Raw genomic sequence first — 2,366 nt, 5'->3', positions numbered from 1 at the left:
CAACACGCATCATGAAACGAACAATCATCCATACATCTGCAGCCATAGCCCTGCTGCTCGGCATTGCCGCCTGCACGCAGGACGAAGCGGGCTTCCTGCCGGAAGGGGCGGAAGGCACATCCATCGTCTTTACCGCCACGGGGCTGAACCCCGCTGCGACAGCCATCGCCAATACCCGTTCCACCGTGGACGGCGACTGGGAGGGTGTGCAGAGCGTGGCAGTCCTGATGGACGGTACGGTGAAGGCATACGACGTGACGCCCTCCACCGCCGACCCCACCAGCGCCACGCTGACCTCCACCGACCCGTACTACTGGACCAACCACAACGACATCACCGTCACAGCGTGGTGGCCCTACACCGCTGGCGAGACAACCCCACCTGCGGTAAAGGTAAAAGCCAACCAAAGTACCCAGAAAGACTTTGAGGGCAGCGACCTCATCGTAGCCGACGGGCAGACGGTGACCTACGGTAACCCCACGCTTCGCTTCACCCACCGCACGGCGCGAGTGACCATCGTTCTGACGGACTACACCGAGGGGCTGGCATCCGTGCGACTGACGGGCCTCTCCACCGAAGGCGACAACCCTGCCGAAATCACCCCGTATGACAAGGGCAGCAACACCTACACCGCCATCGTAGCCCCGCAAAGTGTGGCAGCTGGCACGACCTTTATTACCTGCACCTTCACTAACGGCAAGACCTTCGTTTATAAGATGAAGAATGCTACCGACTGGCAGGCGGGCGGTGAATATACCTACACCGTCTCCCTCGCTGCGGCAAGAGGCTATATAATAGAGGACGACGGCAGCTACACCGTGACCTCCGCCGATGGTCTGATGAATATAGCCGAATTAGTGAACGGAGGTAAGACCGACATAAACATTACCCTCGACACAGACATTGACCTCACAGGCAAAGACTGGACACCGATAGGCACAGACTACGACAACTCATACAAAGGCACCTTCGACGGTGGCGGCCATACCATTACGGGGCTGACCTTTACGACAAATGACGAATATGCGGGTCTGTTCGGCAGGCTCAATAGAGCTGGTACGGTGAAGAACGTGGTGATGGAGGGCGTACAGATAACAAGCAATCAAATAGATGGCGGCAGTATTGGCGGCGTGGTAGGATCTAGCTGGGGCACCATTGAAAACTGCTCGGTGTCGGGCAGCGTCAGCGGCACGGTGTATGTCGGCGGTGTGGTGGGTGTTCAAATAGGCGGTTCCATCACCGGATGCAGTTCCTCTGCCACAGTGAAGGGAATGGTCGATGTCGGCGGCGTGGCAGGTCAGACGAATTCGAGTGCCACCCTGACCGCTTGCTATGCCACGGGCAACGTGATCATAGAAATAAACCCCAAAAAGAATATCGCTGGCGGCAGTCTGGTGGGAATGAACGCAGGAATCAGCCTCCTTGCCTGCTATGCCACGGGCAACGTAACCAGTACGGGTAGTAGCACCGGCAAAGTACATATCGGCGGCTTTTTGGGAAATAACTACACCACCGTGACCGCCTGCTATTGGAAGAACAATCATGAACAAGGCATCGGCTACAATAAAGAAAACATCGTCCCCGAAGCCACGAAGGTGGACGGCACTGGCGTTACCTGGAAGAATGCCGTTGATGCCATGAACACCGCCTTGCAGAACGCAGGCTCAAAGTGGCGTTACGAACTTAACGGAGCATTGCCCACCTTGAGGAAGCAGTAAACCGTCGGGCGGAAAAAGTTCTGCCCGCAACGGAAAGAACCAGAGTAATAAAACAACAGATATTATGAGGATAAGATTTTTTGCACTTGCAGCGCTCGCCCTCTCACTCGCCGCCTGCACGCAGGACGAAGCGGGCTTTCTGCCGGAAGGGGCGGAAGGCACACCCATCGTCTTCACCGCCACGGGGCTGAATCCCGCCGCGAAAGCCATCGCCGGCACCCGTGCCCCCGCGGATGGCAATTGGGAGGGTGTGCAGAGCGTGGCAGTGCTGATGGACGGCATGGTGAAGACGTACGACGTGACGCCCTCCACCGCCGACCCCACCAGCGCCACGCTGACCTCCACCGACCCGTACTACTGGACCAACCACAACGACATCACCGTCACAGCGTGGTGGCCCTACACCGAGGGCGAGACAACCCCTTCTGCTGTGAAGGTAAAAGCCAACCAAAGTGCCCGGAAAGACTTCGAGGGCAGCGACCTCATCGTAGCCGACGGACAGACGGTGACCTATGGTAGCCCCACGCTCCGCTTCACCCACCGCACGGCGCGGGTGACCGTCGTTCTGACGGACTACACCGAGGGGCTGGCATCCGTGCAGCTGACGGGTCTCTCCACCGAGAATGACAATCCAGATAAAATCACCCC

The 2,366-nt window shown here is 58.1% G+C and carries 2 protein-coding genes; both read left to right on the top strand.

Going from position 1 to position 2,366, the window contains the following annotated elements:
* The first annotated feature begins 11 nt into the window (after positions 1-11).
* A complete protein-coding gene (locus tag N5O98_RS27055; protein ID WP_118161482.1) occupies positions 12-1,718 on the top strand; it encodes a fimbrillin family protein in 1,707 nt (568 codons plus the stop codon).
* A gap of 64 nt (positions 1,719-1,782) precedes the next feature.
* Positions 1,783-2,366: fimbrillin family protein (locus tag N5O98_RS27050; protein ID WP_269496238.1), on the top strand; the 584-nt coding region annotated here is incomplete at its 3' end.

It is taken from the genome of Bacteroides sp. LFL-34, from assembly GCF_027257075.1.
In the GTDB taxonomy this organism is placed as follows: domain Bacteria; phylum Bacteroidota; class Bacteroidia; order Bacteroidales; family Bacteroidaceae; genus Bacteroides; species Bacteroides ovatus.
Note: the sequence above shows the minus strand (reverse complement) of the source record. Positions and strands in the feature narration are given on the sequence as shown.

What these genes read in the sequence shown, in the direction of transcription:
- N5O98_RS27055 (WP_118161482.1), top strand. Translation starts at nt 12, where the DNA reads ATGAAACGAACAATCATCCATACATCTGCAGCCATAGCCCTGCTGCTC.